The organism is Hylemonella gracilis str. Niagara R, assembly GCF_000600295.1.
GTDB lineage: Bacteria > Pseudomonadota > Gammaproteobacteria > Burkholderiales > Burkholderiaceae_C > Hylemonella > Hylemonella gracilis_A.
Window position 1 is genome coordinate 2,344,833 of record NZ_JEMG01000001.1, and the last position, 16,096, is coordinate 2,360,928.

Here is a 16,096-nt window from a genome sequence, read left to right on the forward strand (position 1 = left end):
TATCTCAGAAGGAGCAGAAAATGTCCGGAAACAAACCCCTCAAGGGCATCAAGATCATCGACTTCACCCATGTGCAAGCCGGTCCCGCCTGCACGCAATTGCTGGCCTGGTTCGGCGCCGACGTGATCAAGGTCGAACGCCCGGGCGCTGGCGATGTAACACGCAGCCAGCTGCGTGACATCCCCGACGCCGACGCGCTCTACTTCACGATGCTCAACAGCAACAAGCGCTCGCTGACGCTGGACACCAAGACCCCCGAGGGCAAGGAAGTGCTGGAAAAGCTGATCAAGAAGTCCGACGTGATGGTCGAGAACTTCGGCCCCGGCGCTCTGGACCGCATGGGCTTCACCTGGCAGCGCATCCAGGAACTGAACCCCGGCATGATCCTGGCTTCGGTCAAGGGCTTCTCGGAAGGCCACCACTACGAAGACCTCAAGGTGTACGAGAACGTCGCGCAGTGCGCGGGCGGCGCAGCCTCCACCACGGGCTGGTGGAAGGGCGAAAACGCAGGCCCGACCATATCGGCTGCGGCCCTGGGTGATTCCAACACCGGCATGCACCTGGCCATCGGCATCCTGACCGCCATCATCGGCCGTCAGCAGACCGGCAAGGGCCAGAAGGTGTCCGTTTCCATGCAGGACGCCGTGCTCAACCTCTGCCGCGTCAAGATGCGCGACCAGCTGCGCCTGGACAAGGTTGGCTACCTGGAGGAGTATCCCCAATACCCGCACGAGAAGTTCGGCGACGTGGTGCCGCGCGGCGGCAACGCGGGCGGCGGCGGCCAGCCGGGCTGGATTCTGAAGTGCAAGGGCTGGGAGACCGACCCCAACGCGTACATCTACTTCACGATCCAGGGCCATGCCTGGGAACCCATCTGTGACGCGCTGGGCAAGCCGGAATGGAAGACGGACCCCAACTACACCACGGCCAAGGCGCGCCAGCCGCACATCATGGACATCTTCGCCACCATCGAGGACTTCATCAAGGACAAGACCAAGTTCGAGGCCGTGGACATCTTCCGCAAGCACGACATCCCGTGCGCACCGGTGCTGTCGATGAAGGAACTGCTGCACGACAAGTCGCTGCGCGCTTCTGGCTCCATCGTGGAAGTGCCGCACAAGGTGCGCGGCAGCTACTGGACCGTGGGCAGCCCGATCAAGTTCTCCGACCTCAAGCCCGAGGTCAAGGCATCCCCGCTGCTGGGTGAGCACACCGACGAGGTGCTGGCCGAGTTGGGCTACAGCAAGGACCAGATCGGCAAGATGCACAGCAACAAGGCAGTCTGACCCTCCTCGTCGCCGAGCCTGAAACGGCGCCACTCCTCCGGGAGCGGCGCCGTTTTTTCATGGGCTGCTATTTGTCCCATTTTTCCCGTACCGAAACCCCTTTTCACTGCGCAGGAGCACTCCCAAAAAAGCAAAAGTGTTCTGCATGGAACATCACCAGCGCGCAGGCTGCGCGCGCAAGGGTGCTCCCTATAATCATTTGGAATATTTGACATGCCGATGACCACCGGTCCATCGGCACGATGGCACGCGCATTCCAAGCAACAATTAAAAGAATGCCGCTTTCATCACAAGAGTTTTCAACTTCTGGAGTTTTTTCATGACCAAGGCGCTCGAAGGAGTCCGCATCCTCGATTTCACGCATGTGCAGTCGGGCCCCACCTGTACGCAGCTGCTGGCCTGGTTTGGGGCGGACGTGATCAAGGTGGAAAAAGCGGGTGAAGGGGACGCCACGCGCGGGCAACTGCGTGACATTCCCGGCGCGGACAGCCTGTACTTCACCATGCTCAACCACAACAAGCGGTCCATCACGCTCAACACCAAGGACCCGAAGGGCAAGGACGTGCTGGTGGACCTGATCAAACAATGCGACGTCATGGTCGAGAACTTCGCGCCAGGCGCGCTCGATCGCATGGGCTTCAGCTGGGAGCGGATCCAGGAAATCAACCCGCGCATCATCCTGGCCTCCATCAAGGGCTTCGGCCCCGGCCCTTACGAGGATTGCAAGGTCTATGAAAACGTCGCGCAATGCACGGGGGGCGCGGCCTCCACCACGGGCGACCCGGACGGCCTGCCCATGGTGACGGGCGCGCAGATCGGCGACAGCGGCACCGGCCTGCATCTGGCCCTGGGCATCGTGACGGCCCTCTTCCAACGAGAAAAAACCGGCCGCGGCCAAAAGGTCAGCGCCGCCATGCAGGACGCGGTGCTCAACCTCTGCCGCGTCAAGTTGCGTGATCAGCAGCGCCTGGAGCGCACGGGCGTGCTCAAGGAATATCCGCAGTACCCCGACATCGAGTTCGGCGAGGCCGTGCCCCGCGCGGGCAATGCCTCGGGCGGCGGCCAGCCCGGCTCCATCCTCAAGTGCAAGGGCTGGCAGAAGGACCCGAACGCCTACATCTACTTCATCACGCAAGGCGCCGTCTGGCCAGCCATCTGCAAGGTCATCGGCGAGGAGAACTGGATCACCGATCCGCACTTCGCCACGCCCGAGGCTCGACTGCCTCACCTGAAGATGATCTTCGCCCGGATCGAGGAATGGACCAAGACCAAGACCAAGTTCGAGGCCATGGACATCCTCAACGAGCACGACATACCCTGCGGCCCCATCCTCTCGATGAAGGAAATCGCCGAGGACGAATCCCTGCGTGCCACCGGCACCATCGTGGAGGTGGACCATCCCGTGCGCGGCAAATACCTCACCGTGGGCAACCCCATCAAACTCTCGGACAGCCCCGTGGACGTGACACGCTCACCCCTGCTGGGCGAGCACACCGAGGAGGTGCTGGCGCAGATGGGTTACGGCCAGGCACGCATCGAGGAGCTCCGGACCGCGAAGGTGATCTGAGGTGAGGCTCTGGCCACCCACCCCGCACGCCTCGTCGCCCTCGCGAAGGGCGTTCCTCATGGTGCTGGCCTGCGCACCCCTGCTGGCAGCCTGCACCACGCAGGCCTGGTACGAGGGCTCGCGGGCCAGCGCCCGCCAACAGTGCATTCAGCAGCCTCCGGGTGCCTATGAGGATTGCATGCGCAAGTTGAATGAGGGTATCGGCGGCAAGACCTACGACGATTACCAGCGCGAGCGCGAGGAGCTGCGGCGCAAATAGGCCCGGCCGCTGGAGCGCCAGGGCTTCGCCCCAAGGGTGCGGTCCGGAAACGTCGCGAGGACGGTGGCAAGCGACGAGCCCCCCTGCCGCGGCGGCGGGCCAACCGCCAGCAGACTTGCCCAGGGCGTGCCACAATCCGCCCCCGCTGTCTATTCGCTCCCCCATGCACCAGAGTTTCCTGCGCACGGCCCTCGTCCTGGGCCTGCTGTCCGCCGTCGGCCCGCTGGGCATCGACCTCTACCTCCCCGCCCTGCCCCTGATCGGGCAAGACCTCCAAGCTTCCATCGGCGCCGTCCAGGCCAGCCTGATGCTCTTCTTCATCGCGCTGGGCGTCGGCCAGCTCATTTATGGGCCGGTCTCGGACATGGTGGGCCGCAAACCCCCGCTGTACTTCGGCCTGACCCTGTTCGCGATCGGCAGCATCGGCTGCGCCTTCGCGCCCAATGTGGAATTCCTGCTCTTCATGCGCTTCTTCCAGGGCTTGGGTGCCTGCGCCTGCACGGTGATTCCGCGTGCCGTGGTGCGCGACCTCTACACCGGCCACGAAGCCGTGCGCATGATGTCCATGCTGATCCTGGTTTTCAGCGTCGCACCCATCCTCGCCCCCCTGATCGGCAGCCTCCTGATCGAGGCCCTGGGCTGGCGCAGCAGCTTCTGGGGCATGCTGGGCGCCGGCCTGCTGGGCTTGCTGCTGATGGCCACCCAGTTACGGGAAACACGTCCCCTGGCCGTGCGGGAAGCGGAACGCAGCGCGCGCTCGACCCCTGGTGGGGCCGGCGCTTCGGGTAACTGGTCCGTGGTGTGGCAGAGCTACCGGAAGCTGCTGAAAGACCGCCACTTCCTGGGCGTGGTCTTCATCGGAGCCTTTGGCATTTCCGCCTTCTTCACCTACCTTGCCAATTCCTCCTTCGTGCTGATCAACCACTACGGGCTCACGCCTCGGCAGTTCAGCATCGCCTTTGCGTCTAACGCGGCGGCCTTCATCGGCATGTCGCAGCTGACCAGCCGGCTGAGCCGACGGTTCGGCCTCAAACCCATGGTGCGCATGGCCGCGCATGGTCACGCGGCCGTGATGCTCACCCTGCTCTTGCTATTCGCTCTGGGCGTGGAAGCCCTGCCGGTGATGCTGGCGCTGCTCTTCATCGGCTTTGGCTTCCTGGGCCTGATCGTGCCCGCTTCGGCCATCCTCGCGCTGGAAGACCATGGGCCGATTGCCGGCACGGCCTCGGCCCTGCTAGGCACACTGCAATTCGGCACCGGCGCACTGATGATCGCCATATCGGGCCAAGTGGCCAACGGCGCTGGCCTGCCCATGATCGCCTGCATCGCGGGCGCCTCAGCCATGACCTGGCTGTTCGCTCAGACCACGCTGCGCAAAGGCAAGCGCGAGAACGCGGTCGTGGAAGTGCCTACGAAGGCCTCGGCGCGCACATGATGATGGCCATGCTGGCCAACGCGACACCGCCCCCCGCGGGGTCCCAGAGCCCGGGCCGAATGCCGTCCACGGCCCAGAGCCAGGGCAACGCGGCGCAAATGTAGACCCCGCCGTAGGCTGCGTAGACCCGCCCCGCCGCCGTGGGGTGCAAGGTGAGCAACCAGGCGAACAACGCGAGGCAGAACGCGCCTGGCAGTAGCAGCCAGGCGCTTTTGTCCTCACGCAGCCAGAGCCAGGACAGATAACAACCGGCGATCTCGACCAGCGCGGTGAGGAAGAACAGAGCCAGGGTTTTGAATTCGGGCACGGGCGGCGATCGTGAACGAGCGCTCTACCCGCTCATCAAAAATGCTGCAGAAATCCGAGCCCCATCTCCGACTAACTCGCCACAACTTACCCCCGCACCCCCTCGGCCGCACCCGTTTCTGAGACCGGGAGAAAGCTCAAGCCCACCTGCTTCGACCTTTCTGCCCGACCGCACCAGAAGCCTTTGGGGCCGCTCGCTGGTCCGAAATCCCCCCAAGCCTAGCCTAACCCACCTAGGCCTTCGGGCGCTTCGCTTTCTTGGTCGGAGCCTTCGGCACAAGCGTCATACGCTTCCCGCCATCCTCCGTCCGAAGCCACTGCGCGGCGGTCCTGAAGTCATCGGTCCAAAAATCGCCCGGCTCTTTCGTCACTGGTTGAAGGGTAGCCATATCGCCCGCCCGTTTCCCCGGCAGGAGCCAGCGTCCCAGCGTGTAAAGGTAGCGGTCCCATTTGCCCGTGGACGGCTGCATCGATACCGCAAGAATGTCGAACTCACCATATCGGTACGGGCGTGTTTGGTTCTCCTCGCCATCGCTCCCGGTACGAGTCTTCTGCGTCTCGGTCATGAAGACCTCGGGGCCGAAGCCAAACCGCTCGCCCTTCTTCACGACTGGCGCGCCGCGCTCACTTCGCTGTAGCTTCACTTGCACAGTGACCGCCCCACCGCCATCATCCAGCTTGTAGTCATACGCGAAGTTGCCTTCAGGTGTCACGTCGCGCCAGCCATGCGATGTGATCGCAGGAACAACAAAGGTACGAAATGCAGCATCAGCAATTACACCCCGCAGCATCCGACGAGTCAGCTCAGGGGCACGGTGGACAGCCTCAAGGATCATCTCCGCTGGGGCACCGATGACAGCCTCAAACTCGTGGATTTGATGTGTTTTGCGCAACTCACGAAACAGCGCGCCCCGCTCCTCCGGGGAGCACCGCGCGAGCAGTTCGCGGACGGTGGATAGGTCGGCTTCACTCATGCACGACTCCCTTAGGCCGACCGGGAGGATTCGGCTCAAAGGTGAGCACGTCGGCGCGGCTGACGAAGCTCCGCCCCCCCATCTCAAGCGTGCGCAGGCGGCCATTACTAACCAGCTTGGCGATAGCTTGGCGTGAGACGTTGCGAAGGCGCGCAGCTTCAGCCTGACTAACCCATTCAGCGGGATCAATCGACAAATTTTGAAATTGGGTTGACATTGTCAATGTATTTTTGATACACTACAGAGACTGCATGCTAGCAGTGGCTTTCGCTTGCCCTGAATGACCAAGTTCGTTGACGCCCCACAACCCAACCTTTTTTCCACTGACCAAACGCACCCGAGGGCGTTGATGCAGGGATTAGAGCCGTTCTATGAGACGGAGGCAGGCGCTGCCTACCTAGGCGACTCGCGCGAACTGCTCATGGCGCTGCCCGACGGCTCGGTAAATCTCGCCTTCACCTCGCCGCCCTACGCACTCCACTTCAAGAAGGAATACGGCAACGTCAGCAAGGCCGACTATGTGGATTGGTTCTTGCCGTTTGCGCGGGAAATTCACCGGGTGTTGGCCGATGACGGGAGCTTCGTGCTCAACATCGGCGGTAGCTGGAATCCCGGCTCGCCGACTCGCTCGCTGTATCACTACAAGCTCATGATTGCGCTTGTCGAGGATCTCGGCTTCTATCTCGCCCAGGAATGCTACTGGTACAACCCCGCGAAGATGCCAGTGCCAGCGGAGTGGGTGACAGTACGCCGCGTGCGTATCAAGGATTCCGTCGAGCACGTCTGGTGGTTATCTAAGACCCCATTTCCGAAGGCCAATAACCGTAAGGTATTGAAGCCCTACAGCGCAGACATGCTGCGGCTGGCGAAGAAAGGAGTGAAGACAACGGTGCGCCCCTCGGGCCACAGCATCACGTCATCCTTCGACAAGATCGAATCAGGCGGAGCAATCCCATCCAACGTCTTCGAAGACCAGATTCCGAATGAGATGCTGATCGCAGGCAACAACTCGGCCAACGATGAATACACGATGCGTTGCAAGGAGGCAGGCATCAAGATTCACCCCGCACGCTTTCCGACAGCGTTACCGGAGTTCTTCGTGAAGCTGCTGACTGATGAGGGTGACCTCGTTGTCGATCCGTTTGCGGGTTCGAACACCGCCGGGATGGTCGCGGAGCGGCTGGGCCGTCGGTGGGTCGGAATGGAACTGTTGGAAGAGTATCTAGAGGCCAGCAAGTTCAGATTCGGCGAGTAGTGCGCCAATGCGCTCTCTGCCCGCCAGCGCCCACTGGACAGGCCGAACGCGACTCAGCCCATGTGCAGGCCGCCGTTGACCGAGAAGTCAGCCCCGGTCGAGTACCCGCTTTCATCGCTCGCCAGCCAGGCGATGATGGAGGCGATTTCGCCGGGTTCGCCCAGGCGCTTGACCGGGATGGTGCCGACGATCTTTTCCAGCACATCGGGCCGGATGGCCTTGACCATCTCGGTGCCGATGTACCCAGGACTGACGGTATTGACCGTCACGCCCTTGCCAGCCAGTTCCTGCGCCAGCGCCATCGTGAAGCCGTGCATGCCGGCTTTGGCTGCGGAATAGTTGGTCTGGCCGGCTTGGCCCTTTTCGCCGTTGACGCTGCTGATGTTGATGATGCGGCCCCAGCCTCTTTCCACCATGTCGCCCACGACCTGCTTGGTCACGTTGAACATCGAGGTGAGGTTGGTGTTGATGACCGCGTCCCAGTCCTCGCGCGTCATCTTGAGGAACATGCGGTCACGCGTGATACCCGCATTGTTGACCAGCACGTCGATGGGCCCGTGCGCGGCCCTGGCCTTCGCAAAGGCTTCCACCGTGGACTCCCAGACGCCAACGTTGCCAACCGATGCATGGAATTCGTAGCCCAGGGCCTGCTGCTCCGCCAACCACTTGGCGTGGTCACGCGTGGGGCCGCAACCGGCAATGACCTTGAAACCGTCGCGGTGCAGGCGTTGGCAAATCGCGGTGCCGATGCCGCCCATGCCGCCGGTCACGTAAGCGACTTTTTGTTGCATGGTGTCCTCCTCTGATGTCCGATGCGCTTTGAGTCTGGGTGTCGGCAAGAACTGTACCCAAATCCAGAGCATTCACCCCCCAGGGAAACACGGGTCTGGTTCTGTGGGAATTTCAGAAACCGCAAAGACCGGAGCCTGCAGATCCCAGATGGCACGGAATGCCCCGCTCTGCCCTACACGCAGGCCAGGTGGCAACAAATGGTTGAGCGCGAATCGGCTGTTCAAGTCGGCTCGTGCCGATAAAACACGCTGATCCGGGTGCCCTGTCCATCGCTTCTGTCCAAATGCAGACGCCAGGACAGTCGCTCGCATATCAGCCTGATGAGCAGCAGCCCTGAGCCGGACTCACTCTGACTGGGCATGCCCCGCAGTTCCTGTGAACGCAAGCGGGCCTGCTCGTGCGCGGGCATGCCACCACCGACATCACGTACATGGATGGCCTTGCCGTTCAGCACCACCTCCACCGGCCCCTCCGTGTGCCTGAGGGCGTTCTGGATCAGATTGCGCAACAAAACGCGCAACAGCGATTCGTCCGCCTTCACCCGTGCGTCAGGCGTGGCCGCCAGCACGGTCCGGCCGGACCAGTCCGGGCGCTCGTCCTCCAGGTCGGAGATCACGAGTTCCGCAAGCTCCCGCAGTGGCACCTCGATCAACGGGACGGATTCGTTTTCGCCCCGCGCGAGCTTGAGCAGCATCTCCACGTCGGATTTCATATCCTCGGTGGATTTGCGGATGCGATTGAAAGTTTTCCGATCTTCCGCAGACACATTGCCGCGCTTCGCGATGACATCCAGCGCGCCCGAGATCACCGCCAGGGGCGTGCGCAGTTCGTGGCTGGCCAGGCGCACAAATGCCTTCTCGCGCGCGACATGCTCTTCCAGCTTGTCGAAGAATCGGTTGAAGCTGCTGGCGATTTCCTGCAGCTCGCGCTCGGCATAGTCCTGCGGCAGACGCGGCACCGAAATCTTCGGATCGAAGGCCTGCAACTGCGAGGTCAGGCGTTCGAAGGGCCGCAGTATCTTCTTCACCGACACGCGCGCCAGAGCGAACCCGATGCCTAGCATGACCAGGGCGATCGCCAAGGTCAGCCAAAGTTCCAGCTCATCATCCAACGCCTCCACCGCCGAGGTGTCGCGCACCATGTACAGCACACCCGGGGGATGGGTCACGCGCTCGATCATGACCACCTGCTCCTTCTCGGCGGTTTCAATTTCCGCCAAGAAGGGCACCGGATATCCACGAACCTCGGGAGGCAAGCGGCTTTGCGCTTGGCCTTGCCCCAAAAAGATCATCAGGTCTGCGTCCTGGCGCCACTCGGAATATTCCGGGTTATCCAGTTCGGAAAGAAAGCCGTCCCGCTGCTTGCGCATTTCGGCTTGCATAACCAGGTCTTCCGTTTGCTCATAAATCCGGTCAAACATGAAATAGGAAGCCAGCACCACCACGGCCATGATGATGAAGAAAGCACGCTGGATGCGCATGGCCAGGGAGAGCTTCATCCGGATTTCTCCTCTTCCGGCAAGGCCAGCCGGTACCCGCGCCCATGCACGGTGGCGATCAATGGATGCCCGAAACCCTCCTGAAACAAGCGGCGCAAGGCGTAGATGTGCGTGCGGATGGTGTTCGCGTCGGCTTCCGCTTCCCCCCAGATGTGGGTCAGCATGTCCTGGTGGCTCACGCTGCGCGGGTGGCTGCGCATCAGGTGCTCGAAGATGCGCGCGGGGATGCCGCCCAGGCTGATCTGCCGCCCATCCAGCTCGGCAATGCCCGTGTCGGGGTTGAATTTCAAGGCATCCACTTGCAGCGCGATGTCCACACCCGCACCGCGCCGCAACAGGGACTCGATGCGCAACTCCAGCTCGCGCAGGTGAAAGGGCTTGACCATGTAGTCGTTCGCGCCGCCCAGAAACCCTTCTTCCTTGTCACTGAGCGCGCCGCGGGCCGACGTGATGATGACGGGCACGTTGGAACGCAGGTCCTGGCGGATGCGCCGACAGATTTCCTGCCCTGCGATGCCGGGCAGCATCAGATCGAGGATCACCACATCGTAGTCACAGGTCGCGAGCAGATGCAGCGCCGTCAGACCATTGCTGGCGAAATCCAGCAGGTAACGGGGCCCATCGAAGTACTCGGCGATGTTCTCGGCCAAATCCTTCTGATCTTCAACCACCAGCAAACGACATACACTGCGCACGGACATACGAGCGGATTATCTATCCCCCGCAGCGCCGGTGATCTTGAACAGCACCATCGTCTTGCTGCGCGACAGCGCCACGGCGCGAATGTCGGTGCGCTCGCGCAACAAAGGCAGATGCCGGTCATGCACAACCAGGTAACGCTCACCCTGCCCGCGCGCCAACCAGTCGTCCAGACCCGACAGGCTGACCTGCTCCACCGCGCCATGGCTGTAATAACTGGCGGAATAAGGAACTTTTTCCAGATAGGCCAGCAGGCTCGCTGAGCCTGCCGCGCGCGCATAGGCTTGCACATTCGCGCGCTCTGAGGTCCACTGCGCTGGCCGGGCCATCAGAACCACCACAGCCAGCGCGATCACCAGGGGTGCAACGAGGGCGCCGCTGGCCAGTTGCTTGCCGGAAGGCCGCAAATACCCATGCATCAGCACCGCCGCCGCGGGCAGGCCGGGCAGCACGTAGGCCGGGAGGATGTTGCCCGCCAGCGTGAAGAACAGCATGGGTGCCAGCGCCCAGAAGAACAGGAAGCGCCCCTGTCCATCTGCCGGCCAGGGAAAACGGCGGATTCGCCAGGCATCACGCCCGTAGCGCCAGACGAAAACCAGGCTCCAGGGCAACGCGCCCAGCATCCAGAACAGCCAAATCGTGCCCTTGGGACGTTCATGCGCGTCACCGTAAAGATCACCCGCCCAACCTGGTTCGACAAAACGCAGGATATGTTCACCCAACAGGAAGTAGTTCAGGAAACCGGGCGTCTTCAGTTCCGCGAGGCCGTACCAGGGCAAGGCGATCATGGCGCTCAGGACACTGCCCCGGAACCACGGCAGCAAGCGCCACAGACGCCGCCAACCGCCGCCCGTCACGGTCCACATGAAGATTGGAATACCAGTCAGCACCACGCCCACCGGTCCCTTGGCCAACATGGAGACGCCGATCCCGACGAAGAACAGCCAACCCGGCAAGGCGCTGGGCGTATTCAACAGGCTGGCAAACGCCGCCAGGGACAGGCCCACGCCCAAGGCCAGATAAACATCGGTCATCACCGCGCCCATGCTGACGAACGGCAAGGCCATCGACGCAAAGAGCAGCATCGTGGGCAAGATGGCTGGCTTTCCCTGCCGGACCCGCGCCAGCCAGGCCACCACGACCAGCAAAAGCAAACCAAACAGCCATGAAGGCAGTCGCGGCGCCAGATCATTGACACCCAGCAGGTCGATCGCGATCTTCTGCGCCCAGAACGACAGCGGCGGCTTGCCCCAGAACGGGGTCTGCGCGTCATACCAAGGCGTGATCCAGTCCTGCTTCTCCAGCATCAGCCGGGACATTTCCGCGTAACGAGGCTCGGTGGTCTCCATCATCGGCAGCATGGCCGCGATCACCAGCCGCAAAAGCAGCATGCCCCCCAGCAGCAGCCAGAAGAGCCGCTGCGACAATCCGTTGGAGGAATTCATCATTGCCCCCAGACTTCACCGTCACACGTCCGGGTCTGGAAATCGATGACGTAGACCGGGCGACGCTTGCTCTCCATGTAGGTCTTGCCGACATACTCACCCACGATGCCCAAGGCCATCAATTGCACCCCCCCCAGGAATGTGATGATGGCCATCAGAGACGGGTAACCCTGAACCGGGTCGCCAAAGACGATGGCTTTGCCAACGATCCAGGCACCGAACAGGCTGCCCAGCAAGGCCGCCACCACCCCCGCCAGCATGGACAGCCGCAGCGGCAAGGTCGTGAACGAAGTCACGCCGTCCCAGGCCAGGCGCATCAGGGACAGGTAGTTCCACTTGCTGCACCCCGCGTGGCGCGGTGCACGGTCGTAGAGGATCACGGCGACTGGCAGGCCGACCCAGGCGAAGAGCCCCTTCATGTAGCGGTTACTTTCGCCCAGTGACTTGAGTGAGTCCACGGCCTTGCGGCTGAGCAAACGGAAGTCGCCCACATCCTCGGGAACATGGAAACCGCAGGCCCGTTTGAGCAGACGGTAAAACACGTGCGCGCTCAACCGCTTGAACGCGCTCTCGCCCGCGCGGCTACGCCGCTTCATCAGCACCACGTCGCACCCTTGCCGCCACCTCGCGATCATGTCCGGCATCAATTCCGGTGGGTCCTGCAGATCCGCGTCGAGGATGACGAGGGCATCACCGCGCGCGTGCTCGATGCCGGCGGTCATCGCGGCTTCCTTGCCGAAATTGCGGCTCAAACGTATGAGCCTGAGGTCGATGCCGGACAGATGCTGAGTTAGGAGAAAGTCACCCCCGCCGTCCCGGCTGCCGTCGTCCACAAAGAGGATTTCGGTCTTGCCATCCAAGCCCGCCAGCACCGCAGCCACACGCTTGAGGCATTCCGGCAGTACCTCTCTTTCGTTGTAGAAAGGGATGACCACACTGAGCAAAATGCCTGTGCTCATGATTGGCCTCCCTGGCGAAAGACCAGCCTACCGTAAAGAAAATAGCTGGCCCAGGCCGCCATCAGCGTGGCCAGACCTTGGGCGACGGCAACCGGCCAGCCCGCCCAGGCAAAGCAGAGATGGAACACCCAGGCATTGATCAGCCAAGACAACAGGCAGGTCCAGGCATAAGGCCAAACGGCCATGTGCGTGACCGGGCGATCGCGGAAGGTCAGGTGGCGCTGAGCAAAGAAGTTGACCAACGCGCCCGAAACGCTGCCAACCACGGTCGCGAGCAGTTCGGGCTGGCCCAACCCGATCAGAGCGGCCATCAGCAGCCAATGACTCACGGTGGCGATGCCGCCCGCGCAAACAAAACGCATGGGGCGGTACCGGGCGAACCCGAAACCCCAGCCCAGCCTGAAGAACTCAACCATGTCCTGTGTCCCGAAAAAAATCTCGGGTCAGGATAGGTGAGGGCCGCTCAAAACTTCATCAGAAAATCATCAAGAATTCATCAAATCCGAGGCGTGGAGTTGCCCGCGCCTAGGACGGCCGCTCATGCTCGGCGCCGCCGCTCAAGCACGTTGCCGCACGTAGCGACCGGGCGCCGGCTCGATGGCCTTGTACCTGCCCTTGCCATACTTCTTTGGCGCCGGAACCTGCGGACCGGCGTGTTGCCGCAGCCAAGCGGCCCAATCGGGCCACCAACTGCCTGCCTGTTCCTGCGCACCTGCCAGCCAGTCATCCAGCCGTGGCGGCAACTGGCCATCCGCGCGTGTCCAGTGGCTGCGCTTCTTTTTCTCGGGCGGGTTGATCACGCCCGCGATGTGGCCCGAGGCCCCCATCACGAAACGCAAGGGTCCGCCCAACACCTGAGTGCTTGCGTAGGCGCTGCTCACGGGCACGATGTGGTCCTCGCGCGAGCCGTAGATGTAGGCCGGCAGGTCCAGGCGGCGCAGGTCGATCTTCTCTCCGCACACCGTGAGCCGCCCAGGCTGAACCAGATTGTTCTCGAGGTAGGTATTGCGCAGATACCAAGCGTACCAGGGACCCGGCAGATTGGTGCTGTCGCCGTTCCAGTACAGCAGATCGAAAGGCGGCGGCGTCTCGCCCTGGAGGTAGTTGCGCGCCACATAGTTCCAGACCAGTTCAGTGGGCCGCAGGAAGCTGAAGGTCGCCGCCAGATCGCGCCCCGGCATCACGCCCCCCTGCGCGAACTGCTGCTCGCGCAGGCGCACGGCGGCCTCGTCGATGAACACGTCCAGCACGCCCGTGTCGGAAAAATCCAGGAAGGTCGTCAGCAAGGTGAGGCTGGCCACCGGTTTTTGTCCGCGCGCGGCCAGCACTGCCAAGGCCGTACCCAGCAAGGTGCCACCGACGCAAAAGCCGAGGGCATTGATTTGGCCCAGGCCGTCGCCATCGGCCTGGGCACTGCCTCCACCTCCCTTGAGCTTCGGCGCCGCGATCTCCCGCGTCACGGTGATGGCGCGAATGACGGCTTGCTCCACGTAGTCGTCCCAGGTCTTGGTCGCCAGGCTGACGTGATCCGGGTCGGCCGGATCGACAGGAGGGTTGCGCCAGCTGATGACATAAACGCGATGGCCCTGCGTCAGCGCATAGCGGATCAGGGAATTGCTGGGCTGCAGGTCCAGGATGTAGAACTTGTTGATGCAGGGCGGCACGAGCAACAGCGGCCGGGCGTGCACCTGCTCCGTCACGGGCTGGTATTCGAGCAACTGGAAAAGCTCGTTCTCGTACACCACCGCGCCCGCCGTGGTGGCGACATTGCGACCCACCTCGAACTGGCTTTCATCCGTCATGCTCACCTGGCCCCGGCCCAGGTCATGCAACAGGTTCTGCAGACCCTGCGCGACACTGCGCCCCTGGGTTTCGATGGCCTTGCGTTGGGCGTCCCGGTTGAAGGCCATGAAATTGCCGGGAGCGCTGGCGGCCACCCATTGGTCAACCCCAAAACGGATGCGGGCGCGGGTCTTGGCGTCGGCCTGGACCGCCTCGGCCATCTGGGTAAGCAAGCGAGCATTCAGTGCATGGAGGGCCTGGGCCGAGTCTTCCTGCCAGCCCTCGCGCGCGAGTTGGAAGCAATCATTCAGATACTGCTGCTGCAAGGACTGCAGGGTGTCGGAAGGAATGCGTGGCAGCTCGTGCAGGGGAAACGCAGAAGCCGGCAGACCGGGCGCCCAGGTGCCCATGCCGGGTGCAGCGGCGACCGCAGGCATGGGTGTCGATGCAGGTGGCCAGCCCGGCGACCAGGGGAACAGTCCCTGCAGCCCCGCTGGAACTCCTTGGGTCAGGGCGGTGGTCAAGGCGGCCGCCTGCGCTTGTGCCTGCTGGGCGGCTTGTGCCGCAGCCTGCATCCACGCAGTCCAGGCCGCCATGGCATCGGCGGTATGCTCTTGCCCTCGCGCGTTCTCGCCTTCGGCCCCGTTCATGTTTGCTCCTCGCATCCCGCACGGCACCGCGCCGCTTTTTCTGTCCGGTGCTCAGTATTGCAGGCACCGCCCGCCATGCCAAGGCACGGCCTCCTTCCTTCCTCGGGTATAGCCGCCATGTTCCTGCCCCTGATCGCGATCGCCTGGCTCTACGTGGCCCTGATGATGGCCGTGGCCGAGGCCAGCAGCCCGATCGGCAGCCTGCTGGGCGCCATCGTCACCTTTGTGCTCTACGGCGTGGGCCCGGTGCTGCTGCTGCTCTACATCCTGGGCACGCCCTTGCGCAAGAAACTGCGGCGTCTGCGTGAAAGCGAGGCCGCCGACGCGAACCCGCTGGAGTCGAAGTCTGGCGCCGAACCGGCCTCAAGCCAACCAGATGCAAGCCGCCATGCGCCCGCTGACGCGGTCACGCCGGTGCGAAAAGAACCGTGAACGCTGGGTGACGGTACACCAGTTGTCCGAGCCGTTGTTGCCATAAATCTGCTGCACCCCCAGGGCGTGGAGGCGCTGGCGCGCCAACCCAGGCAGGTCGGCCAACCACTTACCGGTCTTGCCGGGCACGGGCCGGAACAAGGAAGCTGCCTGGCGGTCCCAGGCCTCGAAGGCGGAGCGCACGTCCGGCCCCACCTCATAGGCCATGGGGCCGATGCAAGGCCCCAGCCAGGCCAACAAATCGCTGGGCAGCATCCGCTGCCCCTGCGTACGCAGCTGGGTCAGCACGGCACGCTCCAGGGTTTCCAGCACCCCATCACCGCCCTCACCGGACAGACCGCGCCAGCCCGCATGGGCGGCCGCCACGAAGCGGCCCTGCTTGTCGGTCAGCAGCACGGGCAGGCAGTCAGCGATCAACACGGTGCAGACCACGCCGCGCTCCTGCGTCCAGCACGCGTCCGCCACGTTGCCCTGGGAGGTGAATCGGTCCAACCGCAAGACCTTGTTGCCATGGACCTGCTGCATGAAAACTGGGTGCGCTTGCAGCGCCTGGGCCAGTCGGGCACGGTTGCGCCCCACGGTGAGCACATCGTCCCCGACATGGTCGCCCAGGTTCAGGCTGTCATAAGGCGGCGCGGATTGTCCGCCCGCGCGCGTGGTGCACAAGGCATGCACGGTGGCGGGCACGGGCCATTGGGGCTTGAGCCATTCGGGATGGGGACCAGGGCGGGTAGCGGGAGTCATGACGCGCAGGATA

General features: G+C 63.1%; 16 protein-coding genes. 6 read left to right on the plus strand and 10 right to left on the minus strand.

Translation table 11 applies throughout. The features are described from left to right. Nucleotides 1-20: 20 nt before the first annotated feature. The 4 genes from frc (AZ34_RS10850) to AZ34_RS10865 all read left to right on the plus strand — a co-directional run bounded on the left by frc (AZ34_RS10850) (nt 21) and on the right by AZ34_RS10865 (nt 4,547). Nucleotides 21-1,286 (plus strand): formyl-CoA transferase, encoded by a 1,266-nt coding sequence (frc, locus tag AZ34_RS10850; RefSeq protein WP_035607992.1) that lies wholly within the window; start codon nt 21-23, stop codon nt 1,284-1,286. A 319-nt stretch (nt 1,287-1,605) separates the two neighbouring features. Continuing rightward, nucleotides 1,606-2,853: a formyl-CoA transferase gene (frc, locus tag AZ34_RS10855; RefSeq protein WP_035607993.1), complete on the plus strand. Its 1,248-nt coding sequence runs from the start codon at nt 1,606-1,608 to the stop codon at nt 2,851-2,853. Nucleotides 2,854-2,911: 58 nt separating this feature from the next. Next, complete coding sequence (locus AZ34_RS10860; protein ID WP_035607995.1) at nt 2,912-3,112, plus strand: hypothetical protein; 201 nt, start codon at nt 2,912-2,914, stop codon at nt 3,110-3,112. A gap of 163 nt (nt 3,113-3,275) precedes the next feature. Then, nucleotides 3,276-4,547 (plus strand): multidrug effflux MFS transporter, encoded by a 1,272-nt coding sequence (locus AZ34_RS10865; RefSeq protein WP_035607996.1) that lies wholly within the window; start codon nt 3,276-3,278, stop codon nt 4,545-4,547. Here the strand turns inward: AZ34_RS10865 and AZ34_RS10870 are convergent. Then, on the minus strand, nt 4,522-4,854 hold the full coding sequence (locus tag AZ34_RS10870) for a YnfA family protein (RefSeq protein WP_035607998.1): 333 nt from the start codon (nt 4,852-4,854) through the stop codon (nt 4,522-4,524). The two genes, AZ34_RS10865 and AZ34_RS10870, sit on opposite strands and share 26 nt — an antisense overlap. Before the next feature lie 232 nt (nt 4,855-5,086). Continuing rightward, nucleotides 5,087-5,827: a hypothetical protein gene (locus AZ34_RS10875; RefSeq protein ID WP_035608000.1), complete on the minus strand. Its 741-nt coding sequence runs from the start codon at nt 5,825-5,827 to the stop codon at nt 5,087-5,089. A gap of 280 nt (nt 5,828-6,107) precedes the next feature. Between AZ34_RS10875 and AZ34_RS10880 the strand changes: the two genes are divergently transcribed. Further along, complete coding sequence (locus AZ34_RS10880; protein ID WP_197026532.1) at nt 6,108-7,082, plus strand: DNA-methyltransferase; 975 nt, start codon at nt 6,108-6,110, stop codon at nt 7,080-7,082. Between the two features lie 53 nt (nt 7,083-7,135). Here the strand turns inward: AZ34_RS10880 and phbB are convergent, their stop codons facing one another. From phbB to AZ34_RS10915, 7 genes are all read right to left on the minus strand, one after another. Further along, entirely contained in the window at nt 7,136-7,873 is a 738-nt protein-coding gene (gene phbB, locus AZ34_RS10885; RefSeq protein ID WP_035608002.1) for an acetoacetyl-CoA reductase, read from the minus strand. A 221-nt stretch (nt 7,874-8,094) separates the two neighbouring features. Further along, nucleotides 8,095-9,372, minus strand: coding sequence for a sensor histidine kinase (locus tag AZ34_RS10890; protein ID WP_035608005.1), 1,278 nt, complete (start codon nt 9,370-9,372; stop codon nt 8,095-8,097). Next, on the minus strand, nt 9,369-10,073 hold the full coding sequence (locus AZ34_RS10895) for a response regulator transcription factor (protein ID WP_035608007.1): 705 nt from the start codon (nt 10,071-10,073) through the stop codon (nt 9,369-9,371). Before AZ34_RS10895 ends, AZ34_RS10890 begins: the two co-directional genes overlap by 4 nt. A gap of 9 nt (nt 10,074-10,082) precedes the next feature. Beyond that, the gene (locus AZ34_RS10900; protein ID WP_197026533.1) at nt 10,083-11,516 is read right to left on the minus strand and encodes an ArnT family glycosyltransferase; all 1,434 of its coding nucleotides are present in this window, start codon (nt 11,514-11,516) and stop codon (nt 10,083-10,085) included. After that, complete coding sequence (locus AZ34_RS10905; RefSeq protein WP_051509696.1) at nt 11,516-12,475, minus strand: glycosyltransferase family 2 protein; 960 nt, start codon at nt 12,473-12,475, stop codon at nt 11,516-11,518. Before AZ34_RS10905 ends, AZ34_RS10900 begins: the two co-directional genes overlap by 1 nt. Next, the gene (locus AZ34_RS10910; RefSeq protein ID WP_051509697.1) at nt 12,472-12,891 is read right to left on the minus strand and encodes a GtrA family protein; all 420 of its coding nucleotides are present in this window, start codon (nt 12,889-12,891) and stop codon (nt 12,472-12,474) included. The genes AZ34_RS10905 and AZ34_RS10910 overlap by 4 nt, the downstream gene beginning before the upstream one ends. A 141-nt stretch (nt 12,892-13,032) precedes the next feature. Then, the gene (locus AZ34_RS10915) at nt 13,033-14,694 is read right to left on the minus strand and encodes an alpha/beta fold hydrolase (protein WP_081767330.1); all 1,662 of its coding nucleotides are present in this window, start codon (nt 14,692-14,694) and stop codon (nt 13,033-13,035) included. Between the two features lie 330 nt (nt 14,695-15,024). Between AZ34_RS10915 and AZ34_RS10920 the strand changes: the two genes are divergently transcribed. After that, a complete protein-coding gene (locus AZ34_RS10920) occupies nt 15,025-15,339 on the plus strand; it encodes a hypothetical protein (protein WP_035608009.1) in 315 nt (104 codons plus the stop codon). Here AZ34_RS10920 and pgeF read toward each other — a convergent pair. Continuing rightward, nucleotides 15,271-16,083, minus strand: a complete 813-nt coding sequence (pgeF, locus tag AZ34_RS10925) for a peptidoglycan editing factor PgeF (protein ID WP_035608011.1) — start codon at nt 16,081-16,083, stop codon at nt 15,271-15,273. The two genes, AZ34_RS10920 and pgeF, sit on opposite strands and share 69 nt — an antisense overlap. Between the last annotated feature and the right edge of the window lie 13 nt (nt 16,084-16,096).